This is a genomic window from Altererythrobacter sp. BO-6 (assembly GCF_011047315.1).
In the GTDB taxonomy this organism is placed as follows: domain Bacteria; phylum Pseudomonadota; class Alphaproteobacteria; order Sphingomonadales; family Sphingomonadaceae; genus Erythrobacter.
The window spans coordinates 1,805,184-1,821,212 of the sequence record NZ_CP049259.1; the positions used below are offsets into that span (position 1 = coordinate 1,805,184).

The following is a 16,029-nucleotide window of genomic DNA, read 5'->3' on the forward strand; positions in this document are numbered from 1 at the left end:
CGTGTGGCTTGCTGTCAATGGCAAGCGCAGCTAGTGCGCTGGCGAGGTGCAAAGGGCGCGTGGAGTGTCTCCCCCGTGCCACAGCACCGGCGAAGTGGGGGCGCAGACCGCATGACCGACAGCAATTCGCAGCATTTACCTGAAACGATGCGGGCAGTGGGCTTTGATGCGCCCGGCGGGCCGGAAGTGCTGACCGTGCGCGAACTCGCCCTTCCCGAACTCAAACCTGCCGATGTGCTGATCAAGGTCGCCTATGCCGGGGTCAACCGGCCCGACTGTATCCAGCGCGCGGGGCACTATCCGCCGCCGCCGGGCGCTTCGCCGCTGCCGGGGCTGGAAGTGGCAGGCGAAGTGGTCGCGGTCGGCAGCGAGGTGCCGCGCGAATTGCTGGGGCAGACGGTAGCCGCGCTTACGCCCGGAGGGGGCTATGCCGAATATTGCGCCGCGCCCTGGGGCCATTGCCTGCCTGTTCCCGAAGGCATGCCGCTGGCCGAGGCGGCGGCGCTCCCTGAGACGCTATTCACCGTGTGGCACAATGTGTTCGAGCGCGGCATGCTATGCGACGGCGAGACCCTGCTGGTGCATGGCGGCACTTCGGGCATCGGGACCATGGCGATCATGCTGGCCAAGGCGTTCGAAGCAAAGGTGATCGTGACCTGTGGCGATGAAGCCAAATGCGAGGCCGCGCGCGAGCTGGGTGCGGATTTGGCGATCAATTACCGCGAGACCGATTTCGTCCAGGCGGCGAGGGATTTCACCGGCGGCAAGGGCGTCAATGTCGTGCTCGACATGGTGTCGGGCGATTATGTGGCGCGCGACCTCCAGTGCCTCGCCGAAGATGGGCGCCATGTCACCATTGCGGTGCTGGGCGGGCCGAAGGCGGAACTCAACATGGCGCTGGTGATGATGAAGCGCCTTACGCTGACGGGCTCGACCTTGCGCCCGCGCAGCGATGCCTTCAAGACCGCGCTGGCGGACGAGATTGCGCAGAACGCTTGGCCGCTGTTCACCTCGGGCGAGCTCAAGCCGGTGATGGATCAGACCTTTGCGCTCGCCGATGCCGCTGCCGCGCATGCCCGGATGGAAGCTGGCGAGCATATCGGCAAGATCGTGCTAAAGGTGTCCGATGGCTGAAATCTATACCCTCCATGAGGATCCGCGCAGCGGCAATTGCTACAAGATCAAGCTCACCGCGGCGCTGCTCGGCATCCCGCTCGAGACGCGCCAGTACGATATCCTGAAAGGCGAGACGCGCGATCCGGATTTCCTCGCCAATGTGAATGCCAACGGCCGCATTCCCGTGCTGGAAATTGCGCGCGAAGGGCGCACGCGCATGCTGCCGGAAAGCAATGCCGCCTGCTGGTACCTGGCCAGCGGGTCGCACCTGATCCCGGAAGGCCGGTTCGAACAGGCGGACATGCTGCGCTGGATGTTCTTCGAACAGTACAACCACGAGCCCAACGTCGCGACGCTGCGGTTCTGGCTCCATTTCGTGGGCGAAGCGAATTTGAGCGAGCAGCAGCGCGGGCAGATCCTCGCCAAGCGCGCCGCCGGGTGCGAGGCCTTGCGGCTGATGAACGGACACCTGGCGCGCAGCGAATGGATCGCCGGCAGTGCAGTGACGCTGGCTGACATTGCGCTGTTTCCTTACACCCATGTGGCAGAAGAAGGCGGCTTCGGGCTGGAGGATTATCCGCATATCTGCAGCTGGATCGACCGGGTCCGGGGGCTGCCCGATTTTCTTGCGATGGATTGACGCCAAACTGTCGCAGTGACCACGAACAGTCACAGCGTTGTGAATCCCCTGTAACAATTCGCTGCCAGGGATGTTCGGCGACAGATGCTTGTCGCAGGAGCATGAACCATGGTCGAGCCACTCTCGCCAGCCTTGCCGCTTCCGGCAGAAGCGCCATCTTCCAGTCCCGTCGCCGCATTCCCGATGCGCCCGCTCAGCAAGCCTGAGCCAACCGGGATCGAACGGCGCCGCTATCGCACCATCTGGATCAGTGACGTGCATTTGGGCACCAAGGGCTGCAATGCCGAATTGCTGATCGACTTCCTCGACCATACCGACAGCGACACCATGTACCTGGTGGGTGACATCATCGATGGCTGGCGACTGAAGAAGAAGTTTTACTGGCCCGCGGCGCATAACGACATCGTCTGGCGCGTGCTCAAGCGCGCCCGCCGCGGCACACGGATCGTCTATATCCCCGGCAATCATGATGAGATGTTCCGCCAGTTCACCGGGCTCGATTTCGGCGGGGTCGAGATCCGCCGCGCAGCGTTTCACGACACGGCAGACGGGCGGCGGCTGATGGTGCTGCATGGCGACGAATTCGACGCAGTGATGCTGGCGCATCGCTGGCTCGCTTTCGTCGGCGACGCGCTTTACCACCTGATGATGGGGCTCAACAATTGGGTAAATGCGGCGCGGCGGCGGCTGGGCCTGCCCTATTGGTCGCTGTCGAAAATGGCCAAGCACAAGGTCAAGAACGCGGTCGAATTCATCGGCCGCTACGAGCAGGTGGTGGCCAAGGCGGCGGGTGAACGCGGGGTCGACGGGGTGGTCTGCGGCCATATCCATACCGCCGAATTCCGCGAATTCGCGCATAACGGCCGGCGCATCGAATACTGGAATGACGGCGACTGGGTGGAAGGCTGCACCGCGCTGGTCGAGCATTTCGACGGACGGATGGAGATTCTCCATTGGCCCGCGGAGGTCGCGCTGCGCGAACGCCAGGCCGAAGCTGTGTCGGCGGATGATGCGCACGAGCGGCAAAGGGAGGCGGCGTGAACCTGCTCGTGTCGCTCGATGCCGGAATCAGCGCCGCGACTGGAGGGGAAGCATCGGCGGACCCGCAACACATCGCCATCGTCACCGATGCCTGGCATCCGCAGACCAATGGCGTGGTGCGTACGCTTGAGGCAACCAGCACAATCCTGCGCCACTGGGGGCATGAGGTTACCGTTATCTCGCCGGACAACTACCGTTCGTTGCCGTGCCCGACCTATCCCGAGATCCGGCTGGCGCTGACCTGGCCCGGCGCAGTCGGGCGGCGGCTGGCGCGGCTCAGGCCCGACGCGGTGCATATCGCCACAGAGGGGCCGCTCGGCCTTGCCGCACGCAACTTCTGCACGCGCCATGGCGTGCCTTTCACCACTGCCTATCACACGCAATTCCCCGATTATGTTGCCCGGCGGACCGGCCTCTCGCCAGACGTGTTCTGGCCCTATATCCGCTGGTTCCATCGCCCCGCCCGGCGCGTGATGGTGGCGACCGAGACGATCCGCAGCGAATTGCGCGCACATGGCGTGGAACGGCTGCATCATTGGAGCCGCGGGGTCGATCTCGATTGCTTTTCGGCCGATGCGCCGCCGCCGCCCGAATATGCGGCAATGGAGGTCCCGATCCTGCTCTATGTCGGCCGGGTCGCGGTCGAGAAGAATATCGAGGCTTTCCTTGGCTGCGAATATCCCGGCACCAAGGTGGTGGTGGGCGACGGGCCGGCGCTGGCCGAGCTTAGGGCGCGCTTCCCTGCGGCGCATTTCCTCGGGCGGCGCAGCGGGCGCGAGTTGGCGGGCTGCTATGCCGGGGCCGACGTTTTCGTGTTCCCCAGCCGCACCGACACTTTCGGGCTGGTGATGATCGAAGCGCTCGCCTGCGGCACCCCGGTCGCTGCCTTTCCCGTGCCCGGTCCGCTCGACATTGTCACCGACCGGGTCGGCGCGCTGTCCGCCCGCTTGCACCGGGCGATCGACGCCGCGCGCTACTGCGACCGCGACGAATGCGCGCGCTATGGCGCCAGCTTCAGCTGGGAAGCGGCCACAGCGCAGTTCCTCTCCGGCCTCGCCGCGCTCGATCCCGAGGTAGAGGAAGCGTTGGCCGCGTTGCCTGCCTGAGCCCCCTTCTTGCGCGTGCTGTGCCATTGCGCTTGCCGAATCCGTCTTCCTCCCCTATCTACCCGCCCACAACGGCCGCTCCGCAAGGGGCGGCCCTTCTATTTTTACGGGAGTTTTATCATGGGCCAGCCCACTCCGCTGATGCCGCACGCCACCGCCACCTGGCTGATCGACAACACCGCGCTCAGCTTTGAACAGATTGCCGAATTTTGCGGCCTGCATATCCTTGAAGTGCAGGCGATGGCGGACGATCTGGCCGGCAGCAAGTACACCGGCCGCGACCCGGTGCACGCGGGCGAGCTGACCCAGGCCGAGATCGAGCGCGGCCAGGCCGATCCCGAATACAAGCTGCAGATGCAGCAGGCCCCGGTCGAAGTGACCCGCACCAAAGGCCCGCGCTACACCCCGGTGTCGAAGCGGCAGGACAAGCCCGATGGCATCGCCTGGATCCTGCGCAGCCACCCGGAAATCTCCGATGCGCAGATCTCGAAGCTGATCGGCACCACCCGCAACACCATCACCGCTATCCGCGAGCGCACCCACTGGAACATCCAGAACATCCAGCCGAAGGATCCGGTGACGCTGGGCCTGTGCTCGCAGCGCGAACTTGATGCGGTGGTGGCCAAGGCCGCCAAGCGCGCCGGGATCGAGGCGACCGCGGAAGCAGTCGAAGCCGACAACCGCAGCGACAAGGAAAAGCTGATCGAGCAGCTCCGCGCCGAACGCGATGCGAGCACCAAGGCAGCGTCCGAGGCCGCGCAGGAAGCCGAGGCCGAAGCCTGGCTGGCGGCGAAGCGCGCTGCGGAAGCGAGCGAGGCAGCCGGCGAAGACTAAGCCGCTGCTCCGGCGCGCTTTTCGCTTGTGCGCCAGCGGGGTATCGGCCATCCTGCTTACATGGATGTAAGCAGGTCGGCATATCATCATCCCACACCCTGGGACACGCAGTTCGAGCCGCTGACGCTGCCCGAATTGCTGGCGCGCACCGTCGCGCGGCGCGGCGATGCGCCGTTCCTGCACTTCCTGGGGCGGACCTATTCCTATCGCGCGATCCATGACGAGGCGCAGCGCTTTGCCAATGACCTGATTGCGCAGGGAATTTCCCCGGGTGACCGCGTCGGCCTGTTCCTGCCCAATGTCCCGATTTACGCCTCCGCCTATTATGGCGCGATGATGGCGGGTGCCGTGGTGGTGAACTTCTCGCCGCTCTACACGGTCGACGAGCTAAGCCACCAGGTGGCGGATTCGGGTACGCGGCTGCTGGTAACGCTCGACGTGCCGGAGCTTTATGGCAACGCCCGCGCCGTGCTCGAAGCGTCTGCCCTTGAAAGGCTGGTGGTCGGCTCGCTGGCGGACATGCTGCCGTGGTACAAAGGCCTGGCGCTGAAGGTGCTGGGCCGCAGCAAGATTGCCAAGGTCGATTATAGCACTGCCGTGCTGCGCTGGAGCGCCGTAACCAGCGGCGCGGCCGCTTCACCGCCCCAGGTTTCGCTTACCTCGCAGGATCTCGCGCTACTGCAATATACCGGCGGCACCACCGGGCGCCCCAAGGGGGCGATGCTGACCCATGCCAATTTGTCGATGAATGCGCAGCAGGTTGCGGCGATCAATCCTTTCGCCAACCCCGAAAACGAAGTGTTCATGGGCGCACTGCCGTTCTTCCACGTCTTCGCCAATACCGCGCTGCTCAACCATGCAGTGGCGAGCGGCGGCGCGATCGCGATGGTCCCACGCTTCGAGGCCAGGCAGGTGCTGGCGACGATCGCGGGCAAGCGCACCACCGGCTTCCCCGGCGTGCCGACGATGTTCCAGGCCCTGCTCGACCATCCGGATTTCGCCCGCACCGATTTCTCCTCGCTCAAGGTCTGCATTTCGGGCGGTGCGCCGATGCCCGCGCCGGTGCATGCGAAATTCGAGGAGCAGACCGGGGTGCGGCTGGTCGAGGGCTATGGCCTCACGGAAAGCTCGGGCGTGGTCTCCGCCAATCCTTATGAGGGGATGCGTAAGCGCGGCACGATCGGGCAGGTCGTGCCGGGTACGGAAGTGATCCTGCTCGACAAGGAAGACCCGGCGAAGCTCGCGCCTGCGGGTGAGCCGGGCGAGCTGGCGGTGCATGGCCCGCAGGTCATGAAAGGCTACTGGAACCGCCCGGAAGCCTCGGCCGAAGTGCTGATCGAGCGCGGCAGCAAGACCTGGCTGCGCACGGGCGATGTTGCCGTGATCGACGAAGACGGTTTCCTCAAGATCGTTGACCGGATCAAGGACATGATCGCCGTGGGCGGGTTCAAGGTTTTCCCGAGCCAGGTCGAAGATGTGATCCTGCAGCATCCGGCGGTCAAGGAAGCGCTGGTGATTGGCGTGCCGCACGAATATCTGGGCGAAATGCCGCGTGCCTATGTAGTGCTCAATCCGGACCAGGCGGCGACGGCAGATGAACTGCGCGAATGGCTCAATAGCCATGTCGGCAAGCACGAGCGGGTCGATGAAATTGTGCTGCGCGACGGCCTGCCCAAGACCATCATCGGCAAGCTCGATCGCAAGGCGCTGCGCGCAGAAGTGCTGCCGGGCTGAAGCAGCTGACCGCTCCAACGAAAAAGGGCACCCGGCAAAGGGCGCCCTCTCTCTCCCAAAACCGAATGATCGGATTAGCTGACGAGGCCCAACTTGGGCTCGTCGCCCGATGCCGGCTTGGCCGGAGCGTCGCTGGCGCGGTTGCGCGCGCCATGGGCAAAGCGCCCATCGACATGCGCACCCTGTTCGATCGTCAGCGCTTCGTAATGCACATCGCCTTCGATGCGGGCGCTGCGCAGGATCACCAGTTCGCGCGCGCGGATCGAGCCGGATACCTTGCCGGCCAGACGTGCGGTTTCAGCCGTGATGCCGCCGGTAATGGAGCTGGTTTCGCCCTGCACCAGCGAGGCGCAGGCGATGTCGCCTTCGATCGTGCCATCGACATGCAAATCGGCCGAGGCGGTGATGTCACCCTTGATGGTGACGTCGGATCCGATGACGGAAAAAGTGGAGTTGCTGGCCATAGAACTACTCGCCCCGATCGGCCGCGTCGGTTCCGCGGGCTTCTTTGAGAACATTTTGCGCTGTCTCCAGGAAGGGGCGCGGATTGACCGCGCGATCATTGATGCGCACTTCGAAATGCAGGTGCGGGCCGGTCGAGCGGCCGGTGTTGCCAAGCGCGGCGATCAGGTCGCCCGCTTCGACGTTCTGGCCCACCTTGGCATTGAAGCGCGAGAGGTGGGCATAGCGGGTCATCACACCGTTGCCGTGGCTCACCTCGACGACATTGCCATAACCGTGCTTGCGCCCGACGAAGCTGACGCGGCCCTTGGCGGCAGAATAGATCGGTGCGCCGATCGGCCCCTTGAAGTCGAGTCCCTGATGCATGGCGCCGCGGCGGGTGAAGGGGTCACGGCGATAGCCGAAACCGGAAGAAACCTGGGTCATGCGGCGGCTGGTGGGATTGACCTGCGGAATTCCGTCCAGGCTTTCCTCCAGCGCGGCCATGCGGGCCAGGCTAAGCCCGAGCCGCTCGAACCGCGGGTCGACCTGGCCATTGGCGGAAGTGGCGAGGATTTCGAGCGGACCACCCATCGCCTGCTGTTCGGCGCGGCGCAGCATCGCCTTGGGATCGAGCCCCAGCTTGCGCATCGCCTGCGCGCTGCGTTCGGCGCGGCGATCGGCATAGCGGGTCAGGCGTTCGACATAGGCCAGCTGGCGTGCTTCGATCTGCGCGAGCGCGGCGGCTTCGGGAATGGCAGCGCTCACCTTGTCGACAGTGGCGGCCGCCTCAGTCGACGAATCCGACACCGCGCTTTCCGATTTGACGTCAGCCGGGATCGCTTCGGTGATCTGCTCGAGGAATTCCTGCCGCTTGACGAGATCCTGCGTCACCGCCTCCAGATTGTCGCGATAGGCATTGACACGCTCCGTAGCGGTGGCGACGCGCGCCTCGCGCTCGAGCAGCGACAGCCGGTCGGCCTGCGCGCGATATTGCGTCCACGCCATGGCTGCCATGGAAATCGCCCAGCCGACCAGCAGCGCCAAGACGATGGCAGCAGCGGTCATCTGGACGCGCGAGGATATCTTGATGAAACGGACCTGACCCTGCGACCGCATGAAGAATTCGCGATCCGGGAACCAGCGCCGCAAGCGTTCACCCCATCCGCTGGCGGGAAGTTGATTGTGCAATGCGACCCCTCTCGGTGGTTTTTTACGAGCGTTCGACCCGGCGTGAGTGCCTATCGGCGTTACCGTGAGAGGTCGAATCAAATCTTAACGCACGGGGCGAGTCGAAACCTTCGCGCGATGAATCGTTTCATCTGAAAGAAACCCTAATTTTTCGCCGCGGAATCTTCACCAAGTCTCGCGGTTTTTCCGTGCGCCAGATTCGCAGATTCGACCGCTGACAGGATGCCGGCCGGCTGCTAAGGACCTAGCCATGGCTACCCTTGCTGACAGCGCCGTTTCCGATCCCGTCGCCCTGGTTGAGCGGCTTGCGCGCAAGGCGCGGGCGGCGCAGCGCATGCTGGCAGCCGTGCCGAGTGACGCCAAGGCCGCAGCGCTGATAAGTGCCGCCAAGGCTCTGCGCGGGGATGCATCGGCGATCCTTGCGGCGAATGCGCGTGATATCGAGGCAGGTGAAGCGCGCGGGCTATCGCCCGCCATGCTTGACCGGTTGCGGCTGGATGAGGCGCGGCTTGAGGGCGTCGCTGCCGGGGTCGAGGCGGTGGCACAATTGCCCGATCCGGTCGGCGAAGTGATCGACACGACCGAGCGGCCCAATGGCTTGCGGCTCAGCCGGGTGCGCGTGCCGATCGGCACGATCGGGATCATCTACGAAAGCCGCCCCAATGTAACCGCCGATGCCGCCGCACTGTGCGTGCGCGCGGGCAATGCCGCGCTGCTGCGCGGGGGCAGTGAAGCGGTCCATTCCAACCGGGCGATCCACGCCGCGCTGGTGCGCGGGCTGGGTGCTGCCGGAGTCTCTCCCGAAGCAGTGCAGCTGATGCCGACGCAGGATCGCGCCGCAGTGGGCGCCATGCTCAAGGCCGCCGGGCTGATCGACATGATCGTGCCGCGTGGCGGCAAGAGCCTGGTCGAGCGGGTCCAGAATGACGCGCGCGTGCCTGTGCTCGCGCACCTCGACGGGATATGCCACACCTATGTCCATTCTGCTGCCGATCCGGCGATGGCGCGCGAAGTGGTGGTCAACGCCAAGATGCGGCGGACGGGCATCTGCGGCGCTCTGGAGACGCTGCTGGTCGACGCGGCCTATCCCGCTGCGGGCGAACTGGTCGCCGCGCTGATCGACGCCGGCTGCGAAGTGCGCGGCGACGCCCGTATCCAGGCGCTCGACAGCCGGGTGATCCCGGCGAGCGACAATGACTGGGACACCGAATATCTCGCCGCCGTGGCATCGGTGGCGATGGTCGACGGGCTGGATGCCGCGATGGAGCATATCGCGCGCCATTCTTCGCACCACACCGAAGCGATCATCACCGCGGATGTAGCCGCTGCCGACCGATTCCTGTCCGAAGTCGACAGCGCGATCGTGATGCACAATGCCTCGACCCAATACGCCGATGGCGGCGAATTCGGGCTGGGGGCGGAGATCGGCATCGCCACCGGGCGGTTGCACGCGCGCGGCCCGGTCGCGCTCGAAGGGCTGACGACCTACAAATGGCAGGTGCGCGGCAGCGGGCAGGCGCGCCCCTGACCCGGCGCAGCATGATTCCCGTTCGCACCGGCCTGTTGGGCGGCAGCTTCAATCCGGCGCACGGCGGGCATCGCCGGATCACCCGCTTCGCGATTGAGGCGCTGGACCTGGACGAGGCGTGGTGGCTGGTTTCGCCCGGCAACCCGCTAAAGCCGAAAAAGGGGATGGCGCCGCTCGCCGCCCGGCTCGCTTCGGCGCAGGCAATCGCGCGCAGAACGCGCATCGTGCCGACGGCGATCGAGCGCGATCTGGGCACGCGCTACACGGTAGATACGCTGCGCGCGCTGCAGCGACGCTATCCCAAACGCGAATTTGTCTGGCTGATGGGATCGGACAATCTCGCGCAGTTTCACCTGTGGCGAAAATGGCGCACCATCGCCCGCATGATGCCGATTGCGGTGATCGCCAGGCCGGGTTATGATGACACTGCCTTGGCGAGCCCCGCCATGGCTTGGCTCAGGCGCTACCGCGTGCCGAAGGCCAGTTTGTCAAAAGGGGGCAGATGGAGCGCACCGGCACTGGTGTTATTGCGATTTGATCCCGATCCACGCTCGGCCACGGCGATCCGCCGCGCCGATCCGGGCTGGGCTTTGCGCTATTCCGGCCACTCACCGCGAGACAATGTGACTCACCATCTCGTCGCTTGCGAGGAGGGTGCATGAGACGCAATTTCCGCGTTTCCGGCCCACCCGCGATCCTTCGCCTGCATTTCCCCACGCACAGGAGAACCGAAACCGCCTATGAACCAGGCGCAAACCCTTTCGGCCACGGCCGATATCGCACGCAAGGCCCAGCCAGCGATGGCTAAGCCTGCGAAAACCGCCGATGTGCTGCACCAGCTGGTGCTGGCACAGCTCGATGACGACCAGGCGCAAGAAGTGGTCTCGATCCCGCTTGAGGGAAAGAGCTCCATTGCTGACCACATGGTGATCGCATCGGGCCGTTCGACCCGCCAGGTCGCCGCGATGGCGCAAAAGCTGGCTGAAAAGATCAAGCAGGAAGGCTTCGGCTCCGCCCGGATCGAAGGGCTGCCCGCTGCCGACTGGGTGCTGATCGATGCCGGCGATGTCGTGGTCCACCTGTTCCGCCCCGAAGTGCGCAGCTTCTACAACCTTGAGCGGATGTGGGGCTTCGGCGAAGGCGACAGCAAACAGGTCGGCACGGCGTAACCTTTTGCACAGCCGCCTGCGCGGCTGCAAATCCTCGCTCACGCGACTTGACGGTCGCGTCGCTGCGGGCGGCCGGTTGCCCTTGCGGTCCGCCAGCCGCGGACCGATAGAGTGTCATTGATGCTGTTACACGTTATCGCCCGTGGCAAGATTGCGCGCTCGCCCGAGGAAGAACTCGTCGCGCGCTATGCCAAGCGGATCACATGGCCGGTAAAACTGACCGAATTGCCTGAAACCGGTGGGCGCATTCCTGATCCGCAGACCCCCTGCAAGACCGTGCTACTCGACGAGAAGGGCCGCAACCTGACCTCCGAAGAACTCGCCGAGATCATCGGTCGCTGGCGCGATGACGGAATGCGCGAGGCGCGCTTCGTGCTCGGCGCGGCGGACGGGCACAGCGAGGAGGATCGCGCCGGGGCAGACCTGCTGCTGGCCTTCGGCAAGGCGACATGGCCGCATCTGCTGGCACGCGCGATGCTGATGGAACAGCTCTATCGCGCTACGACAATCCTTGCAGGGCATCCTTATCATCGGGCAGGATAGGCCTGTGACTTTGCGCCAACCCTTTATGCTCGTCGGGCTATTGCTCCTGTGTGCTGCCCTGCTGGCTTTGCTGCCGCTTGGCGGGCCGACTGGCGCGCTTGCGCTGGCGACGGTTCCGGCATTGAGCGATCCCTCGACTGCGCGCGAAGCGGTAGACCGCGCCGAACGCGCTGCGCTGGACGCGGCAGAGCGGGCCGAGCGGCTCGAGCGCGAAGCTCAGGAGGCGGGTGCAGCGGCGAGCCGGAGCGCGCGCGAAGCAGCAGCACTGGCCGCGCGGATCCAGCAGGCCGAGGCCGATATCCTGGCGGCGCAGGCGCGCTACGTCCTCATCGCCGACCAGCGCCGCGTGCTTGATGCGCGGCTGGCCGAGAAGCAGCAACCGCTGGCGCAGCTGGCGGGCGCGCTGCAGAATATCGCGCGCCGCCCGCTGGTGCTTTCCGCGCTGCAACCGGGGTCGCTCAAGGATACGGTCTATGTGCGCGCCGTGCTGGAAACCGCAGCGCCGCAAATACAGGCCCACACTGCGGGCCTGCGCAGCGAGCTTGACCGAGGCCGCGCGCTCGAGCGCGAGGCGGGTGAACAGCTCGCCCGCCTTAAGAACAGCGAAAGCCAGCTCGCCGAGCGGCGCAACCGGCTAGATGCGCTGGCGTCGCAGCAGCGGCTCGCCTCGCGCGAGGCACGCCAGATTGCCCAGCGCGAAAGCGAAAGGGCGCTGGCATTGACGGAGAATGCGCGGGACCTTGATGCGCTGGTCGGCGAACTTCGATCGCGCGGCCAGCCTTCGGCAGGAACTCGCCGCCCTGCCAGGGCCGGTGATCCGCCCTCCGCGCCCCGGCGCGTCCAAGGTGGTGATGACCGCCGCAGCCCGGCCCACGCCAAGGTCAACCGGCCTTCCCGCCCCGCTCCAGCTGCCGGTGCAGGGGCGCACACTGGCCGGGTTCGGCGAAAGCGGCGAGGCGGGGCTTGCCGCCACCGGGCTGCAGCTGGCGCCCGCAGGCGGGGCACAGGTAATCGCGCCAACGCTGGGCCGCGTCGCCTATGCCGGGCCCTATCGCGGCTATGGCGAGATCGTGATTATCGAGCACGGCAACGGCTTCACCAGCCTGATTACCGGCCTCGCGCGGGTGACGGTTGCGGCGGGAGACAGCGTGATCGGCGGCAGCCCGATCGGCACCGCCCCGCCGCGCAATCCGGCGATTACCTTTGAGCTGCGCCGCGAGGGCAAGCCGGTCAACCCGCTCGACTTCATGTAAGCGCACTGGGGTTGATGGTGCGCAAGGATCGGGACCGGTTTCGCACCGCTGCGGGACGCGCTTTCGCTCTCATCTGGCGTTAAGACATGCTGCGCGATACAGTTGCACAAGAACAGGAGCTTCAAAGCCTATGCGAGATCGCCGATCTTTTGCGCAGCGCCGCCCTTGTCACGGCCGTCGCGCTGATCCCCGTCACCACCGCCGGCATGGCGCAGGTCGATGGGCGCGCCGGGCCGCAATTCGCAAAGCTTTTCGCGACTTACCAGCAGATCAAGGCCAATTACGTCGAGCCGGTCGATGACGAAGTGCTGATCCGCGGCGCGATTGACGGCATGCTCGGCGCGCTGGATCCGCATTCGGCCTATGTCGATGGCGCCGCATTGCAGCGGCTGACGACACTGATCGACGGCAATTATTCGGGCCTTGGCCTGTCGGTGGTGATGGAAGATGGCGCGGTGAAGGTGATCTCGCCTTTCCGTGGCAGCCCGGCGGAAAAGGCCGGGATCAAGGCTGGCGATTTCATCACGCACCTCGATGGCAAGCTGATCTATGGCGGTGACCTGGATGACGCAGTCGCGCAAATGCGCGGGCCCGAGGGTTCTTCGATCAAGCTCACCATCTTCCGCCCCGGCCGCGACGAACCGCTGGAGCTTTCCGTAACGCGCGGCGTGATCGAGCTGGAGCCGGTCACTTACAAGCTGGAAAGCGGCAAGATCGGTGTGATCACCGTCAACGAATTCTCCACCAATGTCGGGCGTGACGTGTTTGCCGCATGGCAGGCGCTGCGCACCGAAGCGGCGGGCCGGATGAGCGGGCTGGTACTGGACTTGCGCTCTAACCCGGGCGGCTCACTTGATGAAGCGATTGCGCTGTCGGACCTGTTCCTCGATGAAGGGCGGATCGTGTCGCAGCGCGGCCGCGCGCAGGGCGAGAATGCGCATTACAACGCCGATGACTGGAGCAATTATCGCCACCTGCCGCGTCAGGAAGGGCAGAAATTCATGGGCCAGATCGCTGAAGGCGTGCCGCTGATCGTGCTGATCGATGCGGGCTCGGCTTCGGCTTCCGAAATCGTCGCCGGTGCGCTGCAGGACCACCGCCGTGCGCTGATCATGGGCGATCGCAGCTTCGGCAAGGGTAGCGTCCAGTCGCTGCTGCCGCTGGGCCGCGAAGCCGCGCTCAAGCTCACCACCGCGCGCTACTACACGCCGGCCGGGCATTCGGTGCAGGAAGGCGGGATAAAGCCCGATATCGAAGTGCCGCAGCTGTCGGATCCCGATCTCGAGCGGCGCAACAAATATGTGATGCGCGAGAGCGACCTGCGCGGCCACCTGGTCAACGAGCTGGGCCTGAGCGACGACGCGCTGGAGGCCGACAAGAAGGTCGATCCGCGCTTCCGCCTCACTGCGGCAGAACTGGAAGAGCAGGGCGTGAAGGACTTCCAGCTGCACTATGCGCTGGAAACCCTGCGCCGCACCACGCGCGCTACGGTGGCGCTGCGCAAATAAATCGGCTAGCCGCGGGTCATGGATACGACACCGGGCGGGCGCACCGCCGATCTGCTTGCACAACACCTGGCGCTCGCCATTCCCGCACTGCTACTGGGCGGGGCCTATCTCGCGCAATATGGCTTCGGCCTTTACCCATGCGAGATGTGCTGGTGGCAGCGTTATCCGCATTTCGCCGCGCTGGCCTTGGCGTTGCTTTCCTTCATTGCGCCGCCTCGCCGCGCGTGGATTGGGCTGGCGGGCCTCGCGATCTTCGTCTCCGGGGCGATCGGTGGCTTTCACGCCGGGGTGGAATATGGCTGGTGGGAAGGGCTGACCGCCTGTTCGACTACGGTGCCGCTTGACGGCAATCCGCTTGACGCGATCATGAATGCGCCGATTATTCGCTGCGATGCTGCCCCGTGGGACCTGTTCGGCGTGTCGCTCGCCGGATGGAACTTCCTTATCTCCTGCGGCGTTGGTGTGATGATACTGGCGCTGCTGCGCCGCAGCGCAAACGCGAACTGAAGGCCTGCCGATGACCACATCTTCGATCCCGCGCGACGAAATGCACAAGATGATCCGGGTGGATCAGGCGGGCGAGTTCGGCGCGACGCGGATCTATGCCGGTCAGCTCGCGGTGATGGGCAATCGCGGCCCGCATGCGCAGGAAATCCTGCATATGGCCGAACAGGAAGCGGGCCATCGCGCGCGGTTCGATGCGCTGATGGCGCAGCGCGGCGTGCGCCCCACGGCCTTGCAGCCGTTCTGGTCGGTCGCAGGCTATGCGCTGGGCGCGGCGACCGCGCTGATCGGCCCCGAAGCGGCGATGGCGTGTACCGCCGCGGTCGAAGAGGAAATCGATCGCCATTATTCGGAACAGCTCGACCGCCTGCAGGAAACCGGCGCCGATCCCGAGCTGGCCGAGATGATCCACGAATTCCGCGAGGACGAGCGCCAACACCGCGATGCCGCGCTGGCTGCCGGGGCAGAACGGGCGCCGGCCTATCCGCTGCTGTCAGGCGTGATCCGGCTGGGCTGTCGCGCGGCGATCAAGCTGGCCGAACGGATTTGAGCAGCATCAAAGCGCGGACATTCGCCGCTTCATATGCTATTCAACTGACATGCGGTGTTATGCCGCCCAATTGGACACTTTCTCGAGGAATCTGAGATGATCGCTCGCCCACTCGCCGCTTCCCTGCTGGTCGCTGCTCCGCTGCTCGCCGCTGCCCCCGTCGCTGCGCAAGACACCGGCAGCGACAAGGTCAACATGGTGATTGCCTATAGCGAAGAGGAATGCCCGCAGCCTGAGGGTGACGAGATCATCATCTGCGAAATCCTGGTGGAGGCCGAACGCTATCGCATCCCGGAAAACCTGCGCAGCAGTGGCAGCCCGCAGAACACCGCCTGGAGCCGCAGGGTCGAAAGCTACAAGATGATCGGCGCATTCGGCACCATGTCGTGCGATGCGGCCGGGGCAGGCGGCTGGACCGGCTGCACCCAGCAGATGATCGAGGCGGCCTATGCCGATCGCAGCGAAAGCTCGAAAGTGCGGTTCGGGCAGCTGATCGAAGAGGCGCGGGCCAAGCGCCTCTCCACCATCGACCAAAGCGCGGCGGAGGAACAGGCACGGGTCGAGCAGATCGAGCGCGAATATATGGAGCGGCTCGAGCGCGAGCGGCAGCAGCCGCTGCCCGGCGAGGAAGCGCTACCTTCCGTGGCCGGCGAGGGCGCGGCTGAACCCGACAGCGGTCCTGGCGGACAGTAATCCGGACAAAGCCGGATCAGCGAGATCCGCTGGCGGGGCCCGGTTGAGGACCTTGCCCGTCCTGATCGGCCTGTGCGATAACCGGCCGGGGATTGGTGCAGCTGCGAATTTCGATATCGCGCACCACCACATCGGGCTCATAACCCACAGTGATCGTGCCTGGTTCGACCGGGCACAG

Annotated in this window: 18 protein-coding genes; 15 read left to right on the forward strand and 3 right to left on the reverse strand. The window is 65.3% G+C overall.

The features are described 5' to 3' along the window. The first annotated feature begins 111 nt into the window (after window positions 1-111). The 6 genes from G6N82_RS08835 to G6N82_RS08860 all read left to right on the forward strand — a co-directional run bounded on the left by G6N82_RS08835 (window position 112) and on the right by G6N82_RS08860 (window position 6,471). Complete coding sequence (locus tag G6N82_RS08835) at window positions 112-1,134, forward strand: NAD(P)H-quinone oxidoreductase (RefSeq protein ID WP_241255053.1); 1,023 nt, start codon at window positions 112-114, stop codon at window positions 1,132-1,134. Next, window positions 1,127-1,756 (forward strand): glutathione S-transferase family protein, encoded by a 630-nt coding sequence (locus tag G6N82_RS08840; RefSeq protein ID WP_165195684.1) that lies wholly within the window; start codon window positions 1,127-1,129, stop codon window positions 1,754-1,756. The genes G6N82_RS08835 and G6N82_RS08840 overlap by 8 nt, the downstream gene beginning before the upstream one ends. A 183-nt stretch (window positions 1,757-1,939) precedes the next feature. Beyond that, the gene (locus tag G6N82_RS08845; protein WP_241255256.1) at window positions 1,940-2,797 is read left to right on the forward strand and encodes a UDP-2,3-diacylglucosamine diphosphatase; all 858 of its coding nucleotides are present in this window, start codon (window positions 1,940-1,942) and stop codon (window positions 2,795-2,797) included. A gap of 26 nt (window positions 2,798-2,823) precedes the next feature. After that, a complete protein-coding gene (locus G6N82_RS08850) occupies window positions 2,824-3,903 on the forward strand; it encodes a glycosyltransferase family 1 protein (RefSeq protein ID WP_241255257.1) in 1,080 nt (359 codons plus the stop codon). Between the two features lie 120 nt (window positions 3,904-4,023). Then, complete coding sequence (locus G6N82_RS08855) at window positions 4,024-4,737, forward strand: DUF1013 domain-containing protein (protein ID WP_165195689.1); 714 nt, start codon at window positions 4,024-4,026, stop codon at window positions 4,735-4,737. A gap of 60 nt (window positions 4,738-4,797) precedes the next feature. Next, complete coding sequence (locus G6N82_RS08860) at window positions 4,798-6,471, forward strand: long-chain fatty acid--CoA ligase (protein WP_165195691.1); 1,674 nt, start codon at window positions 4,798-4,800, stop codon at window positions 6,469-6,471. Window positions 6,472-6,545: 74 nt separating this feature from the next. On the opposite strand, the gene G6N82_RS08865 is transcribed toward G6N82_RS08860, so the two are convergent. Both G6N82_RS08865 and G6N82_RS08870 read right to left on the reverse strand, forming a co-directional pair. After that, window positions 6,546-6,935, reverse strand: coding sequence for a polymer-forming cytoskeletal protein (locus G6N82_RS08865; protein WP_206520140.1), 390 nt, complete (start codon window positions 6,933-6,935; stop codon window positions 6,546-6,548). Between the two features lie 4 nt (window positions 6,936-6,939). After that, on the reverse strand, window positions 6,940-8,103 hold the full coding sequence (locus G6N82_RS08870; protein WP_277601939.1) for a peptidoglycan DD-metalloendopeptidase family protein: 1,164 nt from the start codon (window positions 8,101-8,103) through the stop codon (window positions 6,940-6,942). Between the two features lie 250 nt (window positions 8,104-8,353). Here G6N82_RS08870 and G6N82_RS08875 point away from each other — a divergent pair, with 250 nt between their 5' ends. The 4 genes from G6N82_RS08875 to G6N82_RS08890 all read left to right on the forward strand — a co-directional run bounded on the left by G6N82_RS08875 (window position 8,354) and on the right by G6N82_RS08890 (window position 11,343). Next, complete coding sequence (locus G6N82_RS08875; protein WP_165195695.1) at window positions 8,354-9,631, forward strand: glutamate-5-semialdehyde dehydrogenase; 1,278 nt, start codon at window positions 8,354-8,356, stop codon at window positions 9,629-9,631. Window positions 9,632-9,642: 11 nt separating this feature from the next. Further along, window positions 9,643-10,293: a nicotinate-nucleotide adenylyltransferase gene (locus G6N82_RS08880; RefSeq protein ID WP_241255054.1), complete on the forward strand. Its 651-nt coding sequence runs from the start codon at window positions 9,643-9,645 to the stop codon at window positions 10,291-10,293. 138 nt (window positions 10,294-10,431) lie between these two features. Beyond that, window positions 10,432-10,800, forward strand: coding sequence for a ribosome silencing factor (gene rsfS, locus G6N82_RS08885; protein WP_165198109.1), 369 nt, complete (start codon window positions 10,432-10,434; stop codon window positions 10,798-10,800). A 120-nt stretch (window positions 10,801-10,920) separates the two neighbouring features. Beyond that, a complete protein-coding gene (locus G6N82_RS08890) occupies window positions 10,921-11,343 on the forward strand; it encodes a 23S rRNA (pseudouridine(1915)-N(3))-methyltransferase RlmH (protein WP_165195699.1) in 423 nt (140 codons plus the stop codon). A 37-nt stretch (window positions 11,344-11,380) separates the two neighbouring features. On the opposite strand, the gene G6N82_RS14995 is transcribed toward G6N82_RS08890, so the two are convergent. After that, complete coding sequence (locus tag G6N82_RS14995; protein WP_241255055.1) at window positions 11,381-11,863, reverse strand: hypothetical protein; 483 nt, start codon at window positions 11,861-11,863, stop codon at window positions 11,381-11,383. A 208-nt stretch (window positions 11,864-12,071) separates the two neighbouring features. Between G6N82_RS14995 and G6N82_RS15000 the strand changes: the two genes are divergently transcribed. The 5 genes from G6N82_RS15000 (at window position 12,072) to G6N82_RS08915 (ending at window position 15,851) form a co-directional block, all read left to right on the forward strand. Beyond that, window positions 12,072-12,596, forward strand: a complete 525-nt coding sequence (locus G6N82_RS15000) for a peptidoglycan DD-metalloendopeptidase family protein (protein WP_241255056.1) — start codon at window positions 12,072-12,074, stop codon at window positions 12,594-12,596. 86 nt (window positions 12,597-12,682) lie between these two features. Further along, the gene (locus tag G6N82_RS08900) at window positions 12,683-14,104 is read left to right on the forward strand and encodes a S41 family peptidase (protein ID WP_165195701.1); all 1,422 of its coding nucleotides are present in this window, start codon (window positions 12,683-12,685) and stop codon (window positions 14,102-14,104) included. Between the two features lie 18 nt (window positions 14,105-14,122). Continuing rightward, window positions 14,123-14,611: a disulfide bond formation protein B gene (locus G6N82_RS08905; RefSeq protein ID WP_165195703.1), complete on the forward strand. Its 489-nt coding sequence runs from the start codon at window positions 14,123-14,125 to the stop codon at window positions 14,609-14,611. 10 nt (window positions 14,612-14,621) lie between these two features. Continuing rightward, window positions 14,622-15,158, forward strand: coding sequence for a demethoxyubiquinone hydroxylase family protein (locus G6N82_RS08910; RefSeq protein WP_206520142.1), 537 nt, complete (start codon window positions 14,622-14,624; stop codon window positions 15,156-15,158). Window positions 15,159-15,254: 96 nt separating this feature from the next. Continuing rightward, the gene (locus G6N82_RS08915) at window positions 15,255-15,851 is read left to right on the forward strand and encodes a hypothetical protein (protein WP_165195705.1); all 597 of its coding nucleotides are present in this window, start codon (window positions 15,255-15,257) and stop codon (window positions 15,849-15,851) included. Window positions 15,852-16,029 lie beyond the last annotated feature (178 nt).